A 23,292-nucleotide genomic window follows, 5' to 3' on the forward strand; every position below is an offset into this window, starting at 1 on the left:
GGGAACCTGCAGGTTACATGCTCAGAACCGGACTAGTTGCTTTATTGCTGATGACCCTTGCCTCTTGTGGCTTCCGGCCCATGTACGGCAGCGCGTCCGGTCAGGGCCGGGAGCTGGAACAGACCATGGCCAACATCCGGGTCGAGGATATCCGCGATGCTGACGGGCGCAATTCCCGTATCGGCCAGGTTATCCGCAATAATATGATGAGCCGGCTCAGGGCCAAAGGATCGCAGGCGTCGGTGGAATATTCCCTGAACATCAAATTCCAGGTGGAAGAGCACGGCTATGGCTTTACCGAGGATGAATCGGTTACGGCCCAGAGTCTGAAGCTGACAGCGCTTTATATCCTCGAGGATATTGCGACCGGCGAAAAGGTGATGGAGGATGCGGCCCGGGCGCTGGTGACCTTTGACCTGGTGCAGTCGGACTATTCCAACATGGTGGCCCGCAATGCGGCGCTGAAACGGCTGTCGGAGGAAGTAACCACCCGGATCACCACGCGGATCGGCGCCTTTTTCAGCGCCCGCCAGCAGCAACAGCAGAAAGAGGTCTCGGCCGGCCAATGAAGATTCAATACCGCGACATTGAAAGCCAGGTCAAAAAACTGGACCCCAAATATGTAGCGGTGCTGGTCTATGGCCCTGATGAGGGGCTGGTGCGGGAGCGGGCCGAGAAGATTGCACGGCAGGTGGTTGAGGATCTGAAAGATCCGTTTCTGGTTGCGAGCCTTGATCCCGATACCCTGAAGTCCGAACCGGCGCTTCTGGCTGACGAGGCCGCCGCTATTTCCATGATGGGCGGCCGCCGGGTGGTCCGGGTGGACGGGGCCGGGGAGAACGCCAGGGAAGCCGCCAAATCTTTTCTCGACAGCGCACAGGAAACGAACCGGGAAGACGGCCTGGTGGTGATTGCGGCCGGCAACCTGAAGCCGTCTTCCGGGCTGCGCAAGCTGTTTGAAGGCGCCAAGAATGCGGCCGCCATTCCCTGTTACGAGGACAACCAGGCGGCGCTGGAGGGGCTGATCCTGTCAGTGATGCGGGACAATAACCTGCGCATCGAACCGGATGCGGTGGCCTACCTGCAGGCCAATATGGGCAGCGACCGCATGATATCCAGGAGCGAGCTGGAAAAGCTGGTGACCTATATGGGCAAGGTGCCGGAAGGACAGACGCTGACGGTTACGCTGGACGATGCCCGGGCCTGTGTCGGTGACAGCGGCGCCCTGACCCTGGATATGATCGCCAAAGCGACCAGTGGCGGCGACCTGCGTAATCTTGACGATGTGTTGTTCAAATCCTTCAATCGCGGGGAAAATCCCATCAGTATTCTCTATGCGGTGTCCCGGCGCCTGCAGCGCATGCATTTTGTCCGCGGGATGATGGACCAGGGACAGGGAATGGAGCAGGCCATGGGCAAACTGATGCCCCGGGTGTTTCCGATGGAGGCGGCCCAGTTCAAGGCGCACCTCGGCAAATGGACCACGGACAGCCTCAGCCGGGCGCTGGAAATTGTCATGCTGGCGGAGCAGGACTGCAAGACCACGGACATGCCGGCGGAAACCATCTGCGCCCGGGCCTGCCTCAGGATTGCCAATGCGGCGCGGGCCAGGCGTTAAATTCCCAAGGCGCTAAATTCACCGCATCTTAAAATTGAGGCTTCCTTTTGTTCAGGAAGGCATCGACGCCTTCCTGGTGGTCCGGACCGTCAAAGGCGGCATTGAACAGGGCCTCTGACGCTTCGTCATCTTCGCGCTCGCCATTCAGAACCCGGGCGATATTCTGCTTGAGATGGCGCAGGCTGTAGCCGGAATTGGCCATCATCTGCTCGGCCAGATTCAGGGTTTCCTCCTCCAGTTTGTCATCGGGAAAAATATCATTGACCAGGCCGATGCGCAGGGCATGGTCGGACGTGAAGATACCGGCCGTATACAGGATCTGCTTGGCCCGGGCCGGCCCGACCAGATCCACCAGCCGCCGGGTGTCGCCAAGGCCGTAGACCAGGCCCAGTTTGGCCGGGGTGATGCCATATTTTGATCGTTCATTGCCGAGCCGGATATCGCAGCACAGCGCCAGCATGCAGCCGCCGCCGACGCAGGCGCCCTGAATCATGGCAATGGTAGGTAGCGGGCATTGCTCCAGGGCCCGGCAGGCGGCCCGGATCGCCTTGCGGTTTTCGTCCCGCGCGGCTTTGTCGTTCTTGAAAAGGGTGAATTCGCTGATATCGGCGCCAGCCGAGAAAAAACCCGAATCTTCTGATCGGATAATCAGCACCCTGACGTGAGATTCCCTGGTTGCCTCCTCCACAAGCCGGGGAATTTTCTCCCACATGGATTTATCAAGGGCGTTTTTCTTGTCCGGCCGGTTCAGAACCAGCCAGGCAATATTGTCTGTAATTCTCAAGTAAATTTCGGCGTGGGCCATGATGACTCTCTCTTGCTGAACAGTTGCCAGAATAGCGAGCCCGTGGGGGAGAGCAACCTCTAAAAACGGGCGGTGGCGCGAACGATGTTGCCTTTGCCCAAATATTCCAGCGTGTCAAAACTGGTTTCGCGGGCCAGGGCAATGCCCCGTCCGAGCGGCAGGGGAGTCGGTTCGATCTTGGCAGAAATATAATTTTCCACGTCGAAGCCGTTACCCTGGTCGGTAATCCGGAAGACGACTTCATTGTTTGTCAGTTCGAATTCCACTTCGACAAATTTGTCCCTGTTTTCCGGCAGCGCCATCCGTCGGTCGAGTTCTTCGCGGTATGTACCAGTTTCAAGGAAGCGACGTTTTTCGTCAAAGGTTATGCCCAAGTTGCCATGTTCGATCGCGTTGGCCAAGAGTTCAAACAGGCCAAGGGCGATCCGGTCAGGTTCGGGACAGCTGAGTGACAGCATGGTGGCGGTTTTCTCGGCGTCGGGAAAGTTTTTGAGCCGGAAGGTTCCTTTTTGGATATAGCCGATCACTGATTCTCGCGACTTCACTTCATGCCGCAGTTTTTTCCGCTGCAGATAGTCTTCCAGCGCAGAGTTAAGGATGGAGGTAAGGGAGATCATCCTGAAGGGTTTATGCAGCCAGTAGAGGCTACCGCTATATTCTTTTCTCAATCTGTCATAGGACTCTTCATCGTCAATGACGACAACCAGGGGCACAGTGCGCAGGACTTTTGTCTCGTCAAGTTGACGGATCAACTGGTGTCCCACCTCATGGAGCGACTGGTCACTCAAAAGGATTGCCAGTTTTGGCTCCTGCTCCCGTGAGCAGGTATCCAGGAGCATGTCGATCGCTTCCTTCATGTTGTCGGTTTGTTTGACGCGCAGCCAGTCTTCGCCCAGGACAATATCCAGCTCCTCAGGGGACAATCCGGCATTTTTAAAGATTACAACAGTCATCGGGGATTATTGTTTCATATATTTTGTGCGAATATAGTGAGCAGGAATATATCCTGCGTCTGAATTTCGAATGTATATGTGCAATTATTGCGCGTATCATGCTAGTAGGAAATAATTACCAGCACGTTAAAAGTGGGGTATTATCATTATAAATCAATCTACTTCAGGGGAGTCTAAATTTATAGCTGGAGTTGCAGAGGCTTAAAGCCTTGTTAATTTTTGACGTCTAACATTCGAATTTGGTAACATTTGTTCTGACTGGCAATTCAATGGAACTTTTTCCCGCTGACTGAGTTAATTGTACAAAACAAAATATCAAATCAGGAAGGTTTTCATATTTCAGAGGAAAGGCCATGAAATACAGACTGGAAACGGCAAATGACAGTTTTGAAGCAGTTCTCAGCGAGAAAATTACGTTCTCCGACCTGGAGGGATTTCGGGAAATTATCAGAAAGATGCACGAGGCTTCGGCGCCGGAAAATGTTATGGACCTGTCAGGCGTTGAGTTTATTGACTCCGCCGGGCTTGGCATGCTTCTGCTGGCCAAGGATGAAGTGGGTAAGCTGTCTTCCAGGCTCGTCCTCAAACAGCCCCAGGGTCAGGTGAAAAGAATGTTTGATGTTGCGCAGTTCGACAAAATGTTTGAAATAGTGTGACATAGACCGGGCCGGATTTCCGGCCCTTTTTTGAGGCAACAAAGGTTTAAAATATGGGGGTCGATGAACCATCCATAAGTCAGGAAGCATTATCTGCATGTATACTCATTGTGGACGATGTGGAACTCAACCGGCTCCTCATTTCTTCATATTTGGGCAAAAGCGGTTTTGAGAATTTGCATTTTGCCGTCGACGGCCTGGACGCTTTGGACAAAGTCAAAAAGTTAAATCCTGATATTGTCATCCTTGATCTTATCATGCCCAATATGGACGGGTTCGAAGTCTGCCGGGCCCTGCGTCAGGACGAGCTCTATGTTGATCTTCCCATTCTGATCCAGACTGCCATGTCCGAGCCCGAGGAAAGGGCTGAGGCTTTTGAGGCAGGCGCAACGGACCTTGTCTCCAAACCGTTATCGCCCCTGGAACTGGTTTCGCGAACGCGTATTCATCTGGAAAACCGGATTATGCTTCGCGACCTGAAGGGTTATCGTTCCCGCCTGACCCGAGATCTGGAAGTGGCGCGAGAGATGCAAAAAGCGCTGATGCCCGGGCGGAATTTTCTTCAGCAGGTGGAACAAAGTCATCGGGTTCGGGTCCGCTATAATTATGAAAGCTCGGACGAACTTGGCGGGGATTTCTGGGGGATGCGGGTGATGGAGGACGGCAGGCTGTTTTTCTACATTGTGGATTTTGCCGGTCACGGTGTGACAGCCGCACTGAATACCTTCCGCTTGCATTCTCTTATTGATCATGCGGAAAATATTCCCTCGCCGGAGATCTACCTGAAAGAGCTGAACCGGCAGCTTCATCGGCTGCTGCCGGTCGAACAATATGCCACCATGCTGTGTGGCTATATTGATGTGCCGGCCGGCACGCTGGTTTATTCCAGCGCGGCATCCACGACACCGATGATCGGCCGACAGGGGAGCGGGGAAATCAGACTGCTTGACCCGACCGGTTATCCGCTGGGCGCCATGGCAGAGGCTTCGTTCGAGCGGCGCGAGGTATCCTTTGCGACGGGTGACCTTTTGTTCCTCTATAGCGATGTGCTGACCGAGACTCCCGACAGGAGCGGGGTGCCCCTGGGGGATGAGGGGCTCGAAGAATTGTTTCGAAAGTCACTGTTGGACAACCGGGCCGGATTGACTGTTTGTGAGGTCATGTCTGAAAATATCGAGCAAACCCTTTGTCCTCCCTATCAGGATGACATGACAGCGGTTTTCCTGCGAGCGCTCGAAACATAATCCTTCCCCCGGACGTTATACTGTGCCGTACGTCGGTCAGCCTATGTGCATCAGGCTGACAGGTTAATCATGATCAGTACGGACAGGACGTAGGATATCAGGAAAGCAACGAAAAAATTCTCTATCTGCGGCTTGGACATGCTCAATACCCCTATTGCGACACGGTAATTGTAGCATATGCTAACATATTGTCGGGCAATCGCGAGGGGCATGTGTAACTGACTGAGTTTAGGGGGCGATTCCAGACGTCCCAAATCGGGACTCACGAAATGCTTGAGACTCGGGCTTTTTTGCAGCTAAGATACCGCAAAAAGGGAGTGTTAAATGGACAGGGACTTTCAATCATTTGGGGAGTTTTATCCCTTCTATCTGTCGGAACATTCGGACAGTACCTGCCGCCGGCTGCATTTTCTCGGTACCGGCCTTGTCATTCTCACGGCATTTTATGCGGTGATCAGCGGCCAGTTTTTGCTGTTACTGCTGTTGCCCGTGCTGGGGTATGGCTTTGCCTGGATCGGACATTTTGTTTTCGAAAAGAACCGGCCGGCGACGTTCAAATATCCTTTCTACAGCCTCGTGGGTGACTTTGTCATGTTTCGGGATATGCTGCTGGGCAGGGTATCCTTTTGACAGGCTCGGGTTTTCTTAAATAATTTCAAACATCAGGTTGAGTTTCCAGCCACAGCTTTGGGAGACATAAATAGTGCAGATTGCCACGCTGGAAGATATTGAGAAAATCGAGCAGGTTCCCTTGAGTGACCGGCTTGGAAAAATTGATACAAGCTATGCTGTTTTTGCACATGGGGCACGCGAAATGCCAACCAAAACAGCGCTCATGTTTGTCGGCACCGCCGCGGACGAAGAGCCGCCGATACAGTACAGCTATGAAGACCTTTTCAGCCGGATCAACCAGACTGCGAATTTTTTAAACGATCTGGGGATGGGCTCCAGCGATGTGGTCTCCCTGATTATGCCCAATCTGCCCGAAACCCATTTCTTCCTGTGGGGCGGGGAAGCTGCCGGGATCGTCAATCCGATCAATCCATTTCTGGAAGTGGCGCATATCGTCGGAATCACAAAGGCGGCAGGCACAAAAATTCTGGTGGCGCCCGGTCCGATGCCGGGCAGCGAGATGTGGGAAAAAGCCGTGCAGGTTCTGCAGCAATGTCCTTCTATCGAGGCGCTGGTCCAGGTTGGCGGCCTGCCCCAGGATGGCGAAAAGATTATTCACTATAACCCGGTTGTTGGAACCTATACTGCCACGTCCCTGGACAGCGGCCGGGTCATCAAGCCGGGGGACACAGCCTCTCTGTTCCATACGGGCGGCACCACCGGTGTGCCGAAACTTGCCCGCCATACCCATTATAATGAAGTGGCTGACGCCCTGATGACGTCGCTTGTCGGGGCGACTGACCAGGATTCTGTCGGGCTTTGCGGACTGCCGCTGTTCCACGTCAATGCCGCCATCGTGACCGGTCTTTCCTGTTTCCTGCAACAGGCGACGGTGCTGCTGGCCACTCCCGGCGGATACCGGACGCCCGATGTCATCGGCAATTTCTGGAAATTGATCGAACGCTACCGGGTGACGTTCTTCTCGGGCGTTCCCACCCTCTACGCAAGCCTGCTGAATGTGCCGATCGGGGCGTGCGATGTCTCTTCATTGCGCTATGCCATTTGCGGGGCGGCGCCGATGCCAAGGGAAACCATTCGCCGGTTCGAGAGCGCTACCGGTCTGTCCATTCTGGAAGGATATGGCCTCACGGAAGGAACCTGTGTCAGTGCCTGTAACCCGCGCGCCGGCGAGCGGCGGGCGGGCTCGGTGGGGTTTCGCCTGCCTTATCAGGATATGAAATCCGTGCAACTGGATGAAGGCGGGCACTATCTGCGCGACAGTGATGTCAACGAAATTGGTGCCCTGGTCATCCGTGGCCCGAATGTTTTTCCCGGCTACCTGCAGGAGGACGCCAACGCGCATATCTGGGTTGATGGTGACTGGCTGAATACGGGGGACCGGGGACGTCAGGACGAAGACGGCTATTTCTGGCTGACCGGCAGAACCAAGGAACTGATCATTCGTGGCGGGCACAATATTGATCCAGCTATTATTGAAAATGCCCTGGCCAGGCACGAGGCAGTCGCCCAGGTGGCGGCGGTCGGGCAGCCGGATCCCTATGCCGGCGAGCTCCCGGTCGCTTATGTTGTTCTAAAGCCGGGAATTGGGGAAATAAAATCGGATCTTTTGGAATTTTCAAGGCAGAATATTGCCGAGAGAGCGGCAATTCCGAAAGAAATATACTTCTTGGAGAATTTACCGTTGACGGCGGTTGGAAAACCGTTCAAACCTGCGCTCAGGCTGGACGCGACAAAACGTGAATGCATAAAGGCGCTGGCCGGGATTTCGGGACTCGATACCATAGATGTCCAGGCGCATCCTGTTCATGGCAGCATGGTCATACTATCCCTGAAGCCGGGGGCTTCGGGGGAGGACAGGGAAAAAATCGGGACCATTCTGGGAGCTTATGCTTTCAGATATGAAATCATAGGCTGAGTATTCGCATACGATAGAAAAAGAGGGATATGAATATGGCTGTAGCCAAACATGAAAAATGGTCGTCCGGCTTTACCTTCCTGCTGGCGGCGATCGGTTCCGCCGTAGGACTGGGCAATATCTGGCGGTTTCCGTATGTGGTGGGGGAAAACGGCGGCGGCGCCTTTGTACTTCTCTATATCGGCATGGTGATTCTGTTTGGCATTCCGGTGGTGATGACCGAGCTGTTGATCGGCAGGCGCTATCAGATGAGCCCGGTGAATTCACTGGCCCATATCGGCCAGGACAAGCCGGCACGGCGCCTGTGGAATGCCTTGGGCTGGTCATACGTCCTGGTGCCGATCGGGATCCTGTCCTTTTACGGCGTGGTGGCCGGTTGGACCCTGAATTATGTGGTGAAAATGGGCTCAGGCGCTCTGACAGGCGTCGACGCAACCACCGTTGAAAATACGTTCAACGGTATGATGAGCGATCCGGTAGTGATGATCTTCTGGCAGACGGTCGCCATGCTGATCACCATGGGCATTGTCGCCCGCGGGGTGAAAGGCGGTCTCGAAAAGGCGGTGGAGATCCTGATGCCGGCCCTGTTCATTATCCTGCTGGTGCTGGTGGCCTATGCGCTTTATGCCGGGGATACCAGCAAGGCAATGGATTTCCTGTTCGTGCCGGACTTCAGCAAACTGACCGGCAGAAGCGTGCTCGAGGCGGCGGGTCAGGCCTTTTTCTCCCTGTCGCTGGGCAGCGGCGCGATCATGACCTACGGTGCTTACCTGACCAAGGATATTTCCATTCCGAAAATGTCCTGCGGGGTGGCCTTTGCCGATACCCTGGTGGCGTTGCTGGCGGGACTGGCGATCTTCCCGATCGTTTTTGCCCATGGCCTTGATCCGCAGGCCGGACCGGGACTGGTGTTTGTCACCCTCCCGGTGGTGTTTGACGGCATGCCGTTCGGTCAGCTGTTCGGGATTCTGTTCTTCCTGCTGATCACCTTTGCTGCCGTGACGTCAACCATCTCCCTGCTGGAGCCGATGGTGTCTTACCTGGAGGAGCGGGTGCCGCATATGCGCCTCAAAATGACTTTCCTTGCCGGTGCCGTAACCTGGGCGGTGGGCGTGCTGGCGGCCCTGTCTCTCAATGTCATGAGCGACGTCAAGCCGCTGGGATTTATCCAGCGCTTCGCCGACAAGGGGGTGTTTGACCTGCTGGATTATTTCTCCGCCAATGTGTTCATGCTGCTCAACGGCCTGATGATTGCCTTCTTTGCCGGCTGGGTCATGAAACGGACCGCGCTCCTGGAAGAGCTGGGTCTCGAGGACAGCGGACTGTTCAAATTCTGGCGCCTGCTGATCAAGGTGGTTGTCCCGATCGGGGTCGGGCTGATCTTCATCAACTTTGTGACCGAAGGCTGGTTGATGGACAGTCTGGAAGGCTTGTTCAACGGCGCCATGGCCGGCTGATACCGGAACCGAAAACGACGCGAAAAGGCCCCTGTACAGGGGCCTTTTTAATTCCGGAGTTGGTTACGGACGAAGTTTCAGGGCCGAAGTTTCAGGGCCGAAGTTTCAGGGCCGAAGTTTCAGGGCCGAAGTTTCAGGGCTTGGGCAATCTTGCGCCAGTCCACCAGCTTGAAGTTCTGGTTTTCCTCGGGCAGGGTGTTGAAGCCGTCCTGGGCCATGAATACGCCCTGGGGATAGCCGGGCAAAGGGGTGCTGAGCGCTTCCAGGCCGTCGGTTTCCTGGGAGCCGTCAATGCCGGTCTCCGGATCATCCACCACCTCGAAAGAGCCCACATAGTCATAACCATTGTCCCGGTCGAACAGGGCGTAAGTGTTGCTGCCCTGGCTCGAGGCGACAAGGTAACCCTTGTCCGCTTTGGTGTGATACAGGGCCAGGCCTTCCACATCGGCGGTCAGGGATTTGTTGTCGATCAGGCGGACCAGCTGGCGGTGTTCATCGGATTGGGGCTCGGCGTTATATTTCCAGATGCCGGTATTTTCCTCGCCGATGTAAAGCTCGCCGGTCTTGTCGTCGGCCACACAGCCTTCCGTCTGGTCACCGACGGTGAATTGACGGACGGTTTCGAGCCCGACCTTGCCGTCCTCAGTGGCGACCAGCTTCCATTGCTTGTAGTCACCGAAGTCCTTGTCATTGGCAAAGACATAAAAATTGCCGTCCCGGGTGCTGTGATACATGCACAGACCGTAAGGGTCCTCGAAGCCGGTGGCCTGCACGCCGTTGGCCACATTATAAAGTTCCGTGGTGTCCGGGTTAATGGCGTAAAGGCTGATGCTGTTGTTGGTGCGGTTGGTGCTGGCGACGACGGTGACGTTGCGGCCGGCCAGGTCAAAGCCGTCTCTCAGGTCGACGTTGTTCATGCGTCCGTCGGGCAGGAACTGCACAATTTCGCCTTTCAGGTCATAGACATAAAGGCCGGATTTTTTCTGGGTGCCGATAATGCGGCTCTGTTCGGGATCCGCCGGATTGACCCAGATGGCCATGTCGTCGGCGGCGTCGCCGCCGGTTTCAACAGCGGGGGTTTCCATGGCGGCGGTGACTTGTACCGGACCGGTGTCCTTTCCGGGGGCAGTTGTTTGTTCTCCGCAGGCGGCGAGAAAAGCAAGCGGAAGCAGGCAGGCAGTAAGTCCGGTAGGTTTCATATTCTGATCGTCCTGATGTCTGAATAGCGTAGTAAACGGATTAGTTTGGAATTTGAGAGTAATTCTCATAAATAATACACCCAAGTGTTACAGCATTGTAACATTGGAAAAATAAACCCGTTGGAAATGAAAATCAGTATTTGTCTTACAAAAGTCTCCAATCAATTACGGGTGGAAAAATGATCAAAAGAAATTCTTTCAAGTCCCTTCTCCTGGCCACAGCGCTTTCCGTCACCACAGTGGGCTCGGTTGCCGCTGCTGCCGACTTCACCGGCACGGTGCTGGAAGGCTCCGAACGCTATGCCCTGGAAGGCGCCATTGTTGAAATCAGGTCCGAGGGCCTGCGGACCACCACCGATACCGACGGCCGGTTCCGGTTCCGCGGCCTGGCCGCCGGTACCTACGAGGTGAACATCTCCTACGTCGGGACCAAACCGGTGACCCGCACCATCACCGTCGGTGAAGAGAATGTCAGCCAAATGTTTATCTTCGGTCAGGACGACCTGGAAGAGATCGTGGTGACCGGCCTGCGCGGCAGCATGAACAGCTCCCTCAACAAACAGCGCGCCGCCGACAATATTGCCAACTATCTGTCCGCTGACGCCGCCGGGAACTTCCCGGACCAGAATATCGCTGAAGCCGCCCGCCGCCTGGTGGGTCTGTCCATGGAGACGGACCAGGGTGAAGGCCGCTTTGTGATTGTGCGCGGCATCGACCCGAACCTGAACTCCACCAACATCAACGGTGTTTCCCTGCCGTCACCGGAAGGGGACGAGCGCAAGGTGGCGCTGGACGTGATCCCGTCCGAACTGCTGGAAACCATGCAGGTGACCAAATCCGCCACCCCGGACATGGACGGCGACTTCATCGGCGGTAATATCGATGTGAAAACCATTTCCGGCTTCGACAAGGACAAACGGCTGATCAAGCTGAAAGCGGAAGGCAGCTACAACAAGCTGCAGGACAAGCTGAGCCCGAAACTGTCCGCCACCTATGCCGACCAGCTCAGTGAAAAAGTCGCCATTGCCGCGTCCGTGAGCTGGCAGGAGCGCAAGCACGGCGCCGACAACAAGGAAGTCGACGGCGGCTGGAAAGACAGTGACGATGCCGATAACGAAATCGGTGAACTCTATCCCGCTGAAATGGAACTGCGCGACTATGCCGTCACCCGCGAGCGCTTCGGCGCGGCCCTGAATATCGATTTCCGCCCGAGCGATGACACCAATCTTTACCTGCGCTCCCTGTATAGCAGCTTCAAGGATACCGAGCTGCGCCAGCGCACCGAGGTTAAATTTGAGGACGGCGAATTCGCCGACGGTGCGGACGAAGTGGGTCCGGAAATCTATTTCCTGGAAGCCAAGGCCGACCGCGACCTGAAGGACCGCATCGAAACCCAGAAAATCATCTCTACTGTTCTCGGCGGGGAAACCTTCCTGGACAATTGGAGCTTCGAATACAGCGTTGCCTACGCCCATTCCGAAGAGCGTGAGCCGGACCGTCTGGACACCGACTTCAAATCCGACGAGCGGGTGAATGTGGGTGTGGATATTTCCGATCCGTTACTGCCGTTTGGTATCTTTGCCTCTGACGCAGATCGCGCCCTGTTTACGGATCCCGGCAATTATGAGCTGGATTCCATGGAATATTCCGACAACATCACCGAAGATGACGAATGGGCCTTCAAGCTGGACGTGCGCCGGGATCTGGAGATTGGCGGCAACCAGGGTTACATCAAATTCGGTGGTAAATATAAGACCCGCGAAAAAAACCGTGATAACACCTTCCTGGTCTACGAAGACCTAGGTGACTTCACCATGGCCGATTTCCTGACCGATGTGGACTATGGTCTCGACGGCACCCAGGGCGGCATCGGTGCCGACAACCAGGCGCTGCGCGACCATTATTTCGCCAACGTAGGCAGTTTCGAGCTTCAGGAAGACGACACCACGCTTGGTTCCGAAGCACTGGACTATACCGCCAATGAAGACATCATTGCCGGTTATCTGATGGGCAGCGTTGATGTGGATAACCTGCGGGTTGTCGCCGGTGTCCGCGTCGAACATACCGACTATGACGCCACGGCGAATGAGGTAATTGTCGGTGACGAGTTCTCCGTCACAGAAGTTGCCGGTGAAAACAGCTATACCGACTGGCTGCCGAGCATCAACCTGCGTTACGACTTCGACGGCAGCAATGCGGTCCTGCGGGCCGCTTACTATAAATCTGTTGTTCGTCCCAAGATCGGCGACATGGTGCCGAGCGGCGCCATCGAATCCGAGGATGATGACGGTGAAATCATCCGTGAGGGTGAACTGGGCAACCCGAACCTGGATCCCTACCGCGCCCACAACTTTGACCTGGGCATCGAATGGTATCCCAACAACGACTCCATCGTTTCTGCCGGGTTCTTCCACAAGGAAATCAAGAACTTCCATTTTGACCAGGTGTTCGAGGATACTACTCTCAATGGCATCGAGTTTGCTGAAGTGGTGCAGCCGCAGAACGGTGAGGATGCCACAGTCACCGGCATCGAGCTGAACTACCAGCAGACCCTGTCCATGCTGCCGGCCCCGTTCGACGGGATTATTGTCGGCGCCAACTATACCTACACCGACAGTGAAGGTCAGTATCTCAACGGTGATGGCGATCTGGTGGATGTACCGCTGCCGAAAACCTCGGAGCATGTGGCCAATGGCATCGTCGGTTACGAGAAGGACGGCTTCTCCCTCCGCGCGGCGCTCAGCTACCGCAGCGAGTATCTCGATGAGGTCAACGAAGGCGACGGTGACCGTTATGTGCTCGGCCGCACCCTGCTGGATGTGACCGCCAGCTATGAAGTGACTGAGAACGTCAAAATCTACGGCGAAGTGTCCAACCTCACCAACGAGAAATGGACTGCGGTTTACCGCACTGAAGACGGCGACCGGATGATGCAGTATGATGAATTTGACATGACCATTAACTTCGGCGTCAAAGCCAAGTTCTGATCAGGATAATCTGAGGAAGAAGCCCCGGATCGAAATCCGGGGCTTTTTTTATTTTGCGAGCCGTTCGACCGAGATGTCGCTCTGTTTGAGGCCGAAACCGATAATGTCCTCCGGCAGGCCCTTGCCCTGGCAGAGCGAGGCGGTGATCCGCCCCAGCGCCACGGCAGTCTTGATGCCGAATCCGCCCTGGCCGGCGAGCCAGAAGAAGCCGTCCGCATCGGGGGCGAATCCGGCCACCGGATGATGGTCGGCCACATGGCTCCTGAGCCCGGCCCACTGATGGTCGATTTTCTTGACCGGTCGGCCGATGGCCTGCTCCAGGTAATGGGCCGCATAGGCCACGTCCATTTCCTCCGGCCGGGCGTCGCAGGGTTCGGACCGGGTCTCGTCCATGGGCGAGACCAGCAGCTTGCCGGCGTCCGGCTTGAAATAAAAAGTATCCTGCGCCTCGGTGACAAACGGCCAGTCGTCGACCGTGACGCCTTCCGGCGGGTCCACCAGGATGGCGGTGCGGCGCAAGGGCTGGATGCCGATCGGGGCGGCTCCGGCCATCCGGGCCACTTCGTCGACCCAGGCGCCGGCGGCATTGACCACAATCGGCGCCGTATAGCTGCCGGTCGGGGTGTCGACCTGCCAGTTCTTGCCGACACGTTCAATGGCTTCCGCCGGAGAATCGGTGATGACCTCGCCACTCCGGGCCCGCAGGCCACGCAGGAAACCTTCATGCAGGGCATGCACGTCCATGTCGGCGATGTCCCGTTCCAGCAGCGCCTTTTCCAGGAACGGTTCGGTCATCAGCGGTATACGCCCGAGAATTTCCTCCCGGCCGAGCCAGGTCACATCGTCGGTGACCCGGGCGAGGTCGTCATGCAGTTTGTCCAGCGGCTTGAGGTCTTCCCGGTCGCAGATGAACAGATGTTCCCGCGGGTGCAGCAGGGCATGTTCGGAAAATCCCTTGGGCGGATTTTTCAGAAAGTCGGTGCTGCCCAGCACCAGGGCGCGCAAAACCGGATCGCCCTGGCCGTAGGTGGAGCTGTAGACCGCAGCGGAGCGCCCGGTGGTGTGATAGCCGGGCTGGCTTTCCCGCTCCAGCAGGAAGACCTTGCCCAGCTTGGACAGTTCATAGCCGGCGCCGGCGCCGGCGATTCCCCCGCCGATAATGATGAAATCTGCGTGTTGCATCTCAGAGATATCCCTTTTTTTCCAAGCGGTATCAAGCCCCGTCGGGCGGGTCAATAGCAATTCGTCATTTGCCGCGCCGGTTTTGCTCGGTGCGTTTGTAAAAATCGGCGGGTTTGCCCCGCAGCCATTGGCAGAAAGAGCGGATTTCCGCCTCGTCGCGCAGCTTTTCGATGCTGTGGAAATTGTGCTTCAGTTCCCGCTCGCTGTACAGGCTGTGGATCTTGCGGTGGCAGATGGCGTGCAACAAAACCACCTCCCGCCCGCCCAGCGACTTGGGGACCAGATGATGTTTCTCGACTCTCCGGCCCAGCGGCCGGTGGCACAGTAGGCAGATGTCAGCGGAGTCTTCTGTCATCGGACTATTATGCCCGGCCAGATGCCGCAGACAAGGAAGAATTATTATGCTGTAGCGCAATAAAAACAGAAGTAGAGTAATAAAATTTCAACCGATACCAAAGGATAGTAATTTTATTCTGGATTTTTGCCGGATATTTGCTAGTTTGGGGTAATGATATTGTGCAGTGCCGCAATTTTGCTGCCGGTCAATAAATGAGGGAAAATGATGCAGAAACCACCAAAGGATTTTTTCAAACCGCTGGCCATCGGCGCGCCGGAACCGTACCGCGAGATCCCCGTGGCGCTGGAGCGGATGATTCATTTCTTTCCGCCCCATGTGGAAAAAATGCGCGCCAAGGTGCCGGATATGGTCGGCCAGGTGGATGTGCTGCTTGGCAACCTGGAAGACGCCATTCCGGCCGACGCCAAGGAAGCGGCCCGGGCCGGCTTCATCGAAGTGGCGAAGGCTGTCGACTTTGGCAAGACCGGGCTCTGGACCCGGATCAACTGCCTCAATTCCCCCTGGATGCTGGAGGATGTGACCGAGATCGTCGCCGCCGTCGGCAACAAGCTGGATGTGGTGATGCTGCCCAAGGTGGAAGGCCCCTGGGATGTTCATTATCTGGATCAGTTGCTGGCCCAGCTCGAGGCCCGTAACGGGGTGACCAAGCCGATCATGATTCACGCCATCCTGGAAACCGCCCAGGGGGTGGACAATGTGGCCGCGATCGCCGCGGCCAGCCCGCGTATGCACGGTATTTCACTGGGCCCGGCCGACCTTGCCGCCAGCCGCGGCATGAAAACCACCCGGGTCGGCGGCGGTCATCCCTTCTATGGTGTGCTCGAGGATCAAAAAGGCGAGGGCGAGTCCCGCACCTTCTACCAGCAGGACCTGTGGCACTATACCGTGGCCCGTATGGTCGATGCCTGCATGACCTATGGCCTCAAGGCCTTTTACGGTCCGTTCGGCGATTTCTCCGATGATGCCGCCTGCGAGGCGCAGTTCCGCAATGCCTTTCTGATGGGCTGTGTCGGGGCCTGGTCGCTGCACCCGAAGCAGATCGCCATCGCCAAGAAGGTGTTCAGTCCGGATGTGGACGAAGTTTTGTTTGCCAAAAAGATCCTGGAAGCCATGCCTGACGGCACCGGCGCGGTGATGATCGACGGCAAGATGCAGGATGACGCCACCTGGAAGCAGGCCAAGGTCATGGTCGACCTGGCGAAACTGGTGGCGGAAAAGGATCCGGAACTGGGCGCCGCCTACGGTTTCTGACAACGGCTGATATCGAGAGTGTGGAAGGGGCCGGAAGAGCGGCCCCTTTTTTATGGCTGACGGGAATTTATAATTGATAATAATTATCAATAGCATTATAATAATCCTTGCTCCCCGACAGGTAATAACTCCGATCACTCAGGAAGGCGGAACAATATGGATACAGTGGCATCGCATGACCGGGAAAAACTTGAACTTGTTGTAGATAACACCATCGGGAAAACATCGTCGATTTTCGTTCAGTCGCACTGGAAAAAGCTCATGGTTCTGGGCAATGAAGCCCGGGAACAGGATAAAAAATGCCTTGCAAGGTTCTATTTTGAACGTGCCAACAGGGAAGCGGTTTCTGCGTTGACGGGCTTTGCGGAAGATCCCTTTATCGGTGCCCAGGAATTGTATGACCGGGCATCGGCGCATATCATTGCCGCTGAGAATCTTGCCGACATTTATCTGAAGACCGGTGACAAGCAAAAGGTGCTTTCGGTGCTGATGCAGGCTTTTGACCGCTTGCTGGTGCTGGTGCAAAACAGGTCTTACGGGATGATTTACCGGCAGGTGCTGCTGGAGTGCCTCACCATCATGCTGGATTCCATGGTGGTGACTATGCGCTCCTGCGGCTGCTGTCCCCACATGATTGCCGATGTCATGGAGAGGGCCGGCAAGACGGCTTTTGATATAAGCCAGGAAAGCTGACGGGATGCTATTGGCGGATAAAAAAAGAGCGGCCGGTGTGCCGCTCTTTTTGTATATCCGGTGCCTGCCCTAGTGCTCAGCCGCCCCCGAGGCGCCGATGCCGGTCTCAGATCGCACCAGCTGCACATCGAACAGGGCCTTTTCCTGCTCCGCCCGCGCGCTCTTGTCGGTGACGGAGAACAGCCAGATCATGATGAAGGCCAGCGGCATGCTGTAGAAAGTCGGGTAGGCATGGGGGAAGATCGCTTCGTCGAAGCCCATGACGCCGACCCACACACCGGGGCCGAGGATCATCAGTACGACGGAGGAGACCAGGCCGATCACCCCGCCCCACACTGCGCCGCGGGTGGTCAGCCCCTTCCAGTACATAGCCAGGATCAGGATCGGGAAGTTGACGCTGGCGGCGATGGCCATGGCCAGCGAGGCGACAAAGGCGATATTCTGGTTTTCGAAGGCGATGCCCAGCACCACCGAAATCGCGCCCAGCACAAAGGTGGAAATGCGCGAGACGCGGATTTCTTCCGTATTGCTGACGGTCTGCCCGTCCTTGAAGGTTTTGGCATAGAGGTCATGGGCCACGGTGGCGGCCCCGGCCAGGGTCAGCCCGGCGACCACCGCCAGGATGGTGGCGAAAGCTACGGCGGACATGAAGCCCAGCACCAGGTCGCCGCCGACGATGTGGGTCAGGTGCAGGGCCACCATATTGCCGCCGCCGATCAGCTTGCCGTCCGGCGTGTGATAGGCCGGGTTATTCATTACGAAGGTAATGGCGCCGAAACCGATGATCACGATCAGGATATAGAAATAGCCCATGATCGAAGTGGCGTAGAACACCGACTTGCGGGCGTCTTTGGCGTTGCGCACGGTGAAAAAGCGCATCAGGATATGGGGCAGGCCCATGATGCCGAACATCATGGTCAGGCCCAGTGAGATGATGGAGACCGGATTGTCCATCCATACGCCCGGCTCCATCAGCGCCTTGCCGCGCGGGTGGGTGTCGATGGCGCTCTGGAAAATGGCGGACAGGCTGAAATCAAAATGGGTCAGCACCGCGAAAGCGATGTAGGTGCCGCCGGCCAGCAGCAGGATCGCCTTGATCAGCTGCACCCAGGTGGTGGCCAGCATGCCGCCGAAGCTCACATACATAATCATCAGGAAGCTGACCAAAATTACCGCATAGACATATTCCATGCCGAATAATAGCTGGATCAGCTTGCCGGCGCCGACCATCTGGGCGATCAGGTAAAACAGCACCACTGACAGGGAACCGATGGCAGACAGGGTGCGGATCGGCTTTTTGTCGAGCCGGAAGGACACCACGTCGACGAAGGTATAGCTGCCGAGGTTGCGGAGTCTTTCCGCGATCAGGAACAGGATCACCGGCCAGCTGGCCATCACGCCGACCGCCAGCAAGGTGGCGTCATAGCCGAAGGCGAACAGGGCGCCGGTAATACCGAGGAATGTGGCGGCGGACATAAAGTCGCCGGCGATGGCGGTGCCGTTCTGCCATGGCTTGATCCCGCCGCCGGCGGCATAGAAGTCTTCCTTGGTCTTGTTCTTGCGTGCCGCCCACCAGGTGATGCCGAGCGTGGCGAGCACGAAAACAAAAAACATGATGATGGCATGCATGTTGAGCGGCTGTTTTTCCACCTCGCCCTCGATGGCGCCTCCGGCGGCCAGCAGCAGTTGAGGCGTGAAGATGATTGAGAGCGCGGACAGCAGGACCGAAAGCTTGAATTTACCCATCGGCTTTCTCCCCGGCGGCGTGCTCCTGCAGGAACTTTTTGCGGACCGGATCGAATTTTGTATTGGCCCACCAGGTATAGATGCCGGCGCAGATCATGCCGTTGATAATGACCAGGAAAACCAGCACCATGCCCCAGGTGACAATCCCGCCGTCAGAGACCGGCTGGCTGATCACAGGATCGGAAAAGGCCGTCAGCAGGATATAGAGGCCGTAGGGAATAGCGATCGCCAGGCTGAGCAGCAGGCTCCATTTCAGGCGCAGGCCGCACAGCCTTTTGAATTCCCGGTCAACGGATAATTTCTGAAGATATTGCTGTTGTGCGGCACTGCCGTACTCATCTGCCTTCTGGTCCGACATACTAAGCTCCCGAAAAATTATTTTAATCTTATAGCATGGAAAGTCTGCTTCTCCGAGGCGCAAGAATACGCAGCTTTCGGTGCGGGTTCAAGGTTTCATTTGAAACTTATTTGCGGTTGAGGCCGGGGCGCAGGCGGGGTAACGCGCCCTTGATGACCGATATATAATCCGGCGCCACGTCAAATGGATAGGGGACAAGCACTCCGGCAACAGCCTGAGTCGGTTGTGAAACGGGGAGTATCGGAAAAAATATTTTATATATAAAAGAAAATATTGGAAATTTTTGAAGCCGGGAAATTTGTTGAAAAATAAAATAAAAGCAATATGTTATGCAAATATAACTGTCTTTTGCTGTTCAAAATATAAAACAATACGGCATTTTATCTGGAAATATAAAATAAAATATATTAAGTTTAAAATAATTTGATGAACCCTTGGCTGTGAGAGGAACACTATCATGAAAATCGTATGTCTCGGCGGCGGTCCCAGCGGCGTTTACCTGGCCATTTCCATGAAAATTCATAATCCCGAACATGAGGTCGAGGTCTACGAGCGCAACCGGGCCGACGACACCTTCGGCTGGGGCGTGGTCTTCTCGGACCAGACCATGGAAAACCTGCGCGCCAACGATCCGGTCAGTGCAGAGAATATGATCGGCGAACTGATCCACTGGGATGACATTGACGTGCATATCCGCGGTGAGGTGGTTAAGTCCAGCGGTCACGGCTTTATCGGCATCGGCCGCCAGCGCCTGCTGGATATCCTCTATGCCCGTGCCGCGGAGCTGGGCGTCAAACTCAACTTTGAAACCGAAGTTGAACTGGACGACCTGCAGACCCGCTTTGCCGATGCGGATCTGATCGTCGCCGCTGATGGTCTCAATTCCAAGGTGCGCAACAACAACCTTGAGGCCTTTGACTGCGACATCGACATGCGGCCCAACAAGTTTGTCTGGCTCGGCACCCACCAGCGTTTTGATGACGCCTTCACCTTCATTTTCGAGGAAACCGAGCACGGCTGGGTCTGGGTGCACGCCTACCAGTTCGACAAAGAGACCTCCACCTTTATCGTCGAATGCGGTCCGGAAACCTACGACGCCTGGGGCTTCGAGCATATGAGCCACGAGGAAAGCGCCGAGACCTGCCGCAAGATTTTCGAGAAATATCTGGACGGTCACGACCTGATGACCAAGTCCGCCCATATCCGCGGCTCTGCCTGGATCAACTTCCCGCGGGTGCTGTGCCACACCTGGGTCAAGGACAATATCGTGCTGATCGGCGATGCGGCCCATACCGCCCACTTCTCCATCGGTTCCGGCACCAAGCTCGGCTTCGAGGACGCCATCAGCCTGGCCCAGCATCTGAATTCCGGCGAGGAGGTGAAGGACGCCCTGGTCAGTTATCAGGACGAGCGCGAGCTTGAGGCCCTGAAACTGCAGTCCGCGGCCCGCAACTCCATGTCCTGGTTCGAGGAACTGGACCGTTACCTTGATTTTGATCCGACCCAGTTCACCTACAGCCTGCTGACCCGCTCCCAGCGCGTGAGCCATGAGAACCTGCGCCTGCGCGACAAGGACTGGCTGGAAGGGGTGGAAAAATGGTATGCCGACCGGGCCTATAAAGCCGTCGGCAAGGACAAGCCGGCCGGCCGTGTGCCGCCCATGTTCACCCCCTATAAAATCCGCGACATGGAACTGGCCAACCGGGTGGCGGTCTCCCCCATGTCGCAATATTCAGCCAAAGACGGGCTGATCAACGACTTCCATTTCGTCCATTACGGCGCCCGTGCCATGGGCGGGGCCGGGCTGCTGTATACGGAAATGACCGATGTGTCCGCCGACGGCCGCATCACCCCGGGCTGTGCCGGGATTTACACCGACGAACAGATGCAGGCCTGGAAACGGGTGGTGGATTTCGTCCACGGGCACAGCCAGGCGAAGATTGCCATGCAGCTGGCCCATGCCGGTCGCAAAGGTTCCACGAAGGTGGGCTGGGAAGGCTATGACATGCCGCTGGATGAGGGCAACTGGGAACTGATTGCGCCGTCCGCCATTCCGTGGGACGACGGCAACCAGACGCCACGGGAGATGACCCGGGCGGATATGGACCGGGTGCGCGATGATTTTGTCGCCGCCACACTGCGCGCCGAACAGGCCGGCTTTGACATGATCGAAATGCATGCCGGCCACGGCTACCTGCTGTCCAGCTTCATCACGCCGGTCAGCAACCGGCGCGAAGACGAGTATGGCGGATCGCTGGAAAACCGTCTGCGCTTCCCGCTCGAAGTGTTCCAGGCCATGCGCGAGGCCTGGCCGGCTCACAAGCCCATGTCAGTGCGTATTTCCTCCACCGACTGGTGCGGCGAGGACGGGGTCACCCCGGAAGAAGCGGTGCTGATCTCCAAGGCCTTTGTCGAGGCCGGGGCCGATATCATCGACGTGTCCACCGGCCAGACCCTGCCGGTGCACAAGGTCAATCCGGTGTTTGGCCGCATGTTCCAGACCCCGATGGCCGACCAGATCCGCAATGTGGGCCATGTGTCCACCATGGCGGTGGGAAATATCTTTGAAACCGACCATGTAAACAGTATCCTTGCCGCCGGACGCGCCGACCTGGTGCTGATCGGCCGGCCGCACCTGATGGACCCGCAGTGGACCATCCGGGCGGCGGCAGAGCAGGAATATCACGGGCCTGCGGTGCAGGTGCCCAAGCAGTATCTCACAGCCTTCACCCAGCTTGAAACCAATCTCAAGCGGGCGGCGGAGATGGCGCTCAATGCTTAATTTTTGGGCCTGATATTAGGGTTTAAAACCTTGGCAGGTTTGGAATTGCGTCCGCTGGCAGTGCAAGTGTAGCGGGCGCAATTTCTTTGTCGAACAGGAGAATGAAGTGACCGAACAGACTCAGGGAAAGTTTAAGGGAAAACATGCCGTGATCACCGGCGGCGGCCGCGGCATCGGAGCCGCGATCGCCGATGCGCTGGCGGCGGAAGGGGCGAAGCTGACGCTGCTGGGCCGCAACGAAGAGGTGCTGAAGGCCAAGGCGGAAACACTGCCCGCGGCCCTGCCGTTGTCCTGTGACGTGACCGACCAGGCCGCGGTCGAGGCCGTTATTGCCCAGGCCCGGGAGGCCCATGGCCCGGTGGATATCCTGGTCAACAATGCCGGAGCGGCCCATCCGGCGCCTTTCATGAAAACCTCGTCCGAGCAATTGCAGTCCATGCTCGATGTCAACCTGATGGGACCCTGGTACTGCATCCAGGCGGTGCTGCCGGAAATGCAGGAACGGGATAGCGGCCGCATCGTCAATATCGCCAGCACCGCCGCCCTGATCGGCTATAAATATGTCACCGCCTATGCCGCCGCCAAACATGCGGTCCAGGGCATGACCCGCTCCCTGGCCCTGGAACTGGCCGGCAGGAACATTACCATCAACTCCGTCTGTCCCGGATTTACCGAAACGGATATTGCATTTGATGCAATAGAGAATATTATGAGCAAAACGGGCCGAAGCCGTGAAGAGGCAATCGCCGAACTGGCAAAACATAATCCGCAAAAGCGGTTTATCCAGCCGGAAGAGGTGGCCTCGGCAGTGCTTTGGCTGTGTGAGGATATCAACAGAAGCATGACCGGACAGGCCATCTCCGTGGCCGGCGGGGAGGTAATGTAAACCTGGACAAGAAGCTGAAACCGGATAGCAAGACGCTGGGCAAGAAAAGACTTGGCCTGTGGTTGCGTCTCTTTACGGATACGGCCCTGATTGAAAAGCAGACCCGTCGTCTTCTCCGTACCCATTTCGGTGTTACGTTGCCGCAATTCGACCTGATGGCCGCCCTGGACCGGGCGCCGGGCGGTATGACCATGGGGGAATTGTCCAAGCAGCTCCTGGTGTCCAACGGTAATGTGACCGGGGTTGTGGAACGGCTGCAGCAGGAAGGGCTGGTGAAGCGCTGGCCCCTGCCGACCGACCGGCGCATTTACAGCGTCGGCCTGACCGCCAAGGGCCGGAGCACCTTCCGGGAAATGGCGGAAAGCCATGAAGGGTGGGTCAATGAGATCCTGTCGGACATGGATGAGGCTGCCGTCGACGAAATGACCCGGCACCTGGACTTTCTGCGTGACAGTCTGAAGAAAAAAGCCGACGAGGAAACCTCCGGCTCTAGAAAATAACAAGAAAATTAAAACAGGCCGGTCGGGATAGCCGGCATGACAGTAATACGGGGCGGATCAGCCAGCAGT

At 56.5% G+C, this 23,292-nt stretch carries 20 protein-coding genes; 13 read left to right on the plus strand and 7 right to left on the minus strand.

The annotated features are described in order from the left end of the window. The first annotated feature begins 17 nt into the window (after window positions 1–17). A complete protein-coding gene (locus tag FIV46_RS13270; protein WP_139941412.1) occupies window positions 18–569 on the plus strand; it encodes a hypothetical protein in 552 nt (183 codons plus the stop codon). After that, window positions 566–1,618, plus strand: coding sequence for a DNA polymerase III subunit delta (gene holA, locus FIV46_RS13275; RefSeq protein WP_139941413.1), 1,053 nt, complete (start codon window positions 566–568; stop codon window positions 1,616–1,618). The genes FIV46_RS13270 and holA overlap by 4 nt, the downstream gene beginning before the upstream one ends. 28 nt (window positions 1,619–1,646) lie before the next feature. Here holA and FIV46_RS13280 read toward each other — a convergent pair whose 3' ends face one another. Beyond that, window positions 1,647–2,423 (minus strand): enoyl-CoA hydratase/isomerase family protein, encoded by a 777-nt coding sequence (locus FIV46_RS13280; RefSeq protein ID WP_139941414.1) that lies wholly within the window; start codon window positions 2,421–2,423, stop codon window positions 1,647–1,649. A 59-nt stretch (window positions 2,424–2,482) separates the two neighbouring features. Further along, the gene (locus FIV46_RS13285; protein WP_139941415.1) at window positions 2,483–3,376 is read right to left on the minus strand and encodes an ATP-binding protein; all 894 of its coding nucleotides are present in this window, start codon (window positions 3,374–3,376) and stop codon (window positions 2,483–2,485) included. A gap of 353 nt (window positions 3,377–3,729) precedes the next feature. On the opposite strand from FIV46_RS13285, the gene FIV46_RS13290 reads away from it, so the two are divergent. From FIV46_RS13290 to FIV46_RS13310, 5 genes are all read left to right on the plus strand, one after another. Continuing rightward, on the plus strand, window positions 3,730–4,032 hold the full coding sequence (locus tag FIV46_RS13290; protein WP_139941416.1) for an STAS domain-containing protein: 303 nt from the start codon (window positions 3,730–3,732) through the stop codon (window positions 4,030–4,032). A gap of 53 nt (window positions 4,033–4,085) precedes the next feature. Next, window positions 4,086–5,276, plus strand: a complete 1,191-nt coding sequence (locus tag FIV46_RS13295) for a PP2C family protein-serine/threonine phosphatase (protein ID WP_139941417.1) — start codon at window positions 4,086–4,088, stop codon at window positions 5,274–5,276. Window positions 5,277–5,600: 324 nt separating this feature from the next. Continuing rightward, window positions 5,601–5,906, plus strand: a complete 306-nt coding sequence (locus tag FIV46_RS13300) for an Mpo1-like protein (RefSeq protein WP_139941418.1) — start codon at window positions 5,601–5,603, stop codon at window positions 5,904–5,906. A gap of 73 nt (window positions 5,907–5,979) precedes the next feature. Next, window positions 5,980–7,824, plus strand: a complete 1,845-nt coding sequence (locus tag FIV46_RS13305) for an acyl-CoA synthetase (protein ID WP_181163239.1) — start codon at window positions 5,980–5,982, stop codon at window positions 7,822–7,824. Between the two features lie 35 nt (window positions 7,825–7,859). Next, window positions 7,860–9,281 carry a sodium-dependent transporter gene (locus FIV46_RS13310; RefSeq protein ID WP_219846121.1) on the plus strand — a complete coding sequence of 474 codons (1,422 nt, stop codon included), beginning with the start codon at window positions 7,860–7,862 and terminating at the stop codon, window positions 9,279–9,281. Between the two features lie 119 nt (window positions 9,282–9,400). Here FIV46_RS13310 and FIV46_RS13315 read toward each other — a convergent pair whose 3' ends face one another. Then, entirely contained in the window at window positions 9,401–10,480 is a 1,080-nt protein-coding gene (locus FIV46_RS13315) for a phytase (protein ID WP_181163240.1), read from the minus strand. 179 nt (window positions 10,481–10,659) lie between these two features. On the opposite strand from FIV46_RS13315, the gene FIV46_RS13320 reads away from it, so the two are divergent. Then, entirely contained in the window at window positions 10,660–13,467 is a 2,808-nt protein-coding gene (locus tag FIV46_RS13320) for a TonB-dependent receptor (protein WP_139941422.1), read from the plus strand. A 48-nt stretch (window positions 13,468–13,515) separates the two neighbouring features. Here FIV46_RS13320 and FIV46_RS13325 read toward each other — a convergent pair whose 3' ends face one another. Further along, a complete protein-coding gene (locus FIV46_RS13325) occupies window positions 13,516–14,649 on the minus strand; it encodes an NAD(P)/FAD-dependent oxidoreductase (RefSeq protein ID WP_139941423.1) in 1,134 nt (377 codons plus the stop codon). Between the two features lie 64 nt (window positions 14,650–14,713). After that, complete coding sequence (locus FIV46_RS13330) at window positions 14,714–15,004, minus strand: HNH endonuclease (protein ID WP_139941424.1); 291 nt, start codon at window positions 15,002–15,004, stop codon at window positions 14,714–14,716. A 204-nt stretch (window positions 15,005–15,208) separates the two neighbouring features. On the opposite strand from FIV46_RS13330, the gene FIV46_RS13335 reads away from it, so the two are divergent. Both FIV46_RS13335 and FIV46_RS13340 read left to right on the plus strand, forming a co-directional pair. Further along, on the plus strand, window positions 15,209–16,258 hold the full coding sequence (locus FIV46_RS13335) for an HpcH/HpaI aldolase/citrate lyase family protein (RefSeq protein ID WP_139941425.1): 1,050 nt from the start codon (window positions 15,209–15,211) through the stop codon (window positions 16,256–16,258). A gap of 156 nt (window positions 16,259–16,414) precedes the next feature. Further along, window positions 16,415–16,951: a tetratricopeptide repeat protein gene (locus FIV46_RS13340; protein WP_139941426.1), complete on the plus strand. Its 537-nt coding sequence runs from the start codon at window positions 16,415–16,417 to the stop codon at window positions 16,949–16,951. 69 nt (window positions 16,952–17,020) lie between these two features. Here FIV46_RS13340 and FIV46_RS13345 read toward each other — a convergent pair whose 3' ends face one another. Together FIV46_RS13345 and FIV46_RS13350 are read right to left on the minus strand one after the other, a co-directional pair. Further along, window positions 17,021–18,697, minus strand: a complete 1,677-nt coding sequence (locus FIV46_RS13345; RefSeq protein WP_139941427.1) for a cation acetate symporter — start codon at window positions 18,695–18,697, stop codon at window positions 17,021–17,023. Further along, on the minus strand, window positions 18,690–19,055 hold the full coding sequence (locus tag FIV46_RS13350; RefSeq protein ID WP_139941428.1) for a DUF485 domain-containing protein: 366 nt from the start codon (window positions 19,053–19,055) through the stop codon (window positions 18,690–18,692). The genes FIV46_RS13345 and FIV46_RS13350 overlap by 8 nt, the downstream gene beginning before the upstream one ends. A 457-nt stretch (window positions 19,056–19,512) precedes the next feature. Here FIV46_RS13350 and FIV46_RS13355 point away from each other — a divergent pair, with 457 nt between their 5' ends. From FIV46_RS13355 to FIV46_RS13365, 3 genes are all read left to right on the plus strand, one after another. Beyond that, complete coding sequence (locus tag FIV46_RS13355; protein WP_139941429.1) at window positions 19,513–21,837, plus strand: bifunctional salicylyl-CoA 5-hydroxylase/oxidoreductase; 2,325 nt, start codon at window positions 19,513–19,515, stop codon at window positions 21,835–21,837. 106 nt (window positions 21,838–21,943) lie between these two features. Next, entirely contained in the window at window positions 21,944–22,723 is a 780-nt protein-coding gene (locus tag FIV46_RS13360; protein WP_139941430.1) for an SDR family NAD(P)-dependent oxidoreductase, read from the plus strand. A gap of 62 nt (window positions 22,724–22,785) precedes the next feature. Then, window positions 22,786–23,223 carry a MarR family winged helix-turn-helix transcriptional regulator gene (locus FIV46_RS13365; RefSeq protein WP_219846123.1) on the plus strand — a complete coding sequence of 146 codons (438 nt, stop codon included), beginning with the start codon at window positions 22,786–22,788 and terminating at the stop codon, window positions 23,221–23,223. The last annotated feature ends 69 nt before the right edge of the window (window positions 23,224–23,292 follow it).

The sequence above is a fragment of the Emcibacter nanhaiensis genome (assembly GCF_006385175.1).
Classification (GTDB): Bacteria; Pseudomonadota; Alphaproteobacteria; order Sphingomonadales; family Emcibacteraceae; genus Emcibacter; species Emcibacter nanhaiensis.

Excerpts from the sequence above, each read along its gene's own strand:
- FIV46_RS13270 (WP_139941412.1), top strand. The coding sequence starts at position 18 with ATGCTCAGAACCGGACTAGTTGCTTTATTGCTGATGACCCTTGCCTCT.
- holA (WP_139941413.1), top strand. The coding sequence starts at position 566 with ATGAAGATTCAATACCGCGACATTGAAAGCCAGGTCAAAAAACTGGAC.
- FIV46_RS13280 (WP_139941414.1), bottom strand. The coding sequence starts at position 2,423 with ATGGCCCACGCCGAAATTTACTTGAGAATTACAGACAATATTGCCTGG.
- FIV46_RS13285 (WP_139941415.1), bottom strand. The coding sequence starts at position 3,376 with ATGACTGTTGTAATCTTTAAAAATGCCGGATTGTCCCCTGAGGAGCTG.
- FIV46_RS13290 (WP_139941416.1), top strand. The coding sequence starts at position 3,730 with ATGAAATACAGACTGGAAACGGCAAATGACAGTTTTGAAGCAGTTCTC.
- FIV46_RS13295 (WP_139941417.1), top strand. The coding sequence starts at position 4,086 with ATGGGGGTCGATGAACCATCCATAAGTCAGGAAGCATTATCTGCATGT.
- FIV46_RS13300 (WP_139941418.1), top strand. The coding sequence starts at position 5,601 with ATGGACAGGGACTTTCAATCATTTGGGGAGTTTTATCCCTTCTATCTG.
- FIV46_RS13310 (WP_219846121.1), top strand. The coding sequence starts at position 7,860 with ATGGCTGTAGCCAAACATGAAAAATGGTCGTCCGGCTTTACCTTCCTG.
- FIV46_RS13315 (WP_181163240.1), bottom strand. The coding sequence starts at position 10,480 with ATGAAACCTACCGGACTTACTGCCTGCCTGCTTCCGCTTGCTTTTCTC.
- FIV46_RS13320 (WP_139941422.1), top strand. The coding sequence starts at position 10,660 with ATGATCAAAAGAAATTCTTTCAAGTCCCTTCTCCTGGCCACAGCGCTT.
- FIV46_RS13325 (WP_139941423.1), bottom strand. The coding sequence starts at position 14,649 with ATGCAACACGCAGATTTCATCATTATCGGCGGGGGAATCGCCGGCGCC.
- FIV46_RS13330 (WP_139941424.1), bottom strand. The coding sequence starts at position 15,004 with ATGACAGAAGACTCCGCTGACATCTGCCTACTGTGCCACCGGCCGCTG.
- FIV46_RS13335 (WP_139941425.1), top strand. The coding sequence starts at position 15,209 with ATGATGCAGAAACCACCAAAGGATTTTTTCAAACCGCTGGCCATCGGC.
- FIV46_RS13340 (WP_139941426.1), top strand. The coding sequence starts at position 16,415 with ATGGATACAGTGGCATCGCATGACCGGGAAAAACTTGAACTTGTTGTA.
- FIV46_RS13345 (WP_139941427.1), bottom strand. The coding sequence starts at position 18,697 with ATGGGTAAATTCAAGCTTTCGGTCCTGCTGTCCGCGCTCTCAATCATC.
- FIV46_RS13350 (WP_139941428.1), bottom strand. The coding sequence starts at position 19,055 with ATGTCGGACCAGAAGGCAGATGAGTACGGCAGTGCCGCACAACAGCAA.
- FIV46_RS13355 (WP_139941429.1), top strand. The coding sequence starts at position 19,513 with ATGAAAATCGTATGTCTCGGCGGCGGTCCCAGCGGCGTTTACCTGGCC.